General features: G+C 43.1%; 1 protein-coding gene. It reads right to left on the minus strand.

Features of this window, described 5'->3' with window-relative positions; translation table 11 throughout:
• Window positions 1–545 (minus strand): DDE-type integrase/transposase/recombinase (locus EQV24_RS23620; protein ID WP_130627104.1); only part of this gene is annotated, 545 nt, incomplete at both ends.

Consider the following 545-nt stretch of genomic DNA (forward strand, 5'->3'; position numbering starts at 1 on the left):
TGCCACAGCCAACTCGTTGCATAATCTTGTACTTCTTCCAGTGTGTCAAATAGATGCTTGCTTAGCCAGCTATAACGTATAGTCCGATTATAACGTTCAATATACGCATTCTGCTGTGGCTTACCTGGTTGAATATATTCAATACGAATACCTTGTTCAGTTGCCCAGCGTACAAATTCATGACTGATAAACTCCGGGCCATTGTCACACCGAATAACTAACGGCTTTTCTCGCCACTCCAGCAACTGATTCAACGTACGAATAACTCGGATTGTAGGTAATGAGAATCCTGCTTCAATCGCTAAGCCTTCTCGACGGTAGTCATCAATCACATTTAATAATCGGAACTTTCGACCATCGATCAGCTGATCATGCATAAAATCTAATGCCCAGACCTGATTTTCTCGGATTGGTTCTTTCAATGGTTCAGGCGCGTGCCGTTTTAGTCTTCTTCTCGGTTTAATACGCAGATTCAGTGCCAACTCACAGTAAATGCGGTAAACCCGCTTGTGATTCCAGCAGCAACTCTCAACATGCCGTAAATA

It is taken from the genome of Enterobacter sp. A8, assembly GCF_004296595.1.
Taxonomy (GTDB): domain Bacteria; phylum Pseudomonadota; class Gammaproteobacteria; order Enterobacterales; family Enterobacteriaceae; genus Enterobacter; species Enterobacter cloacae.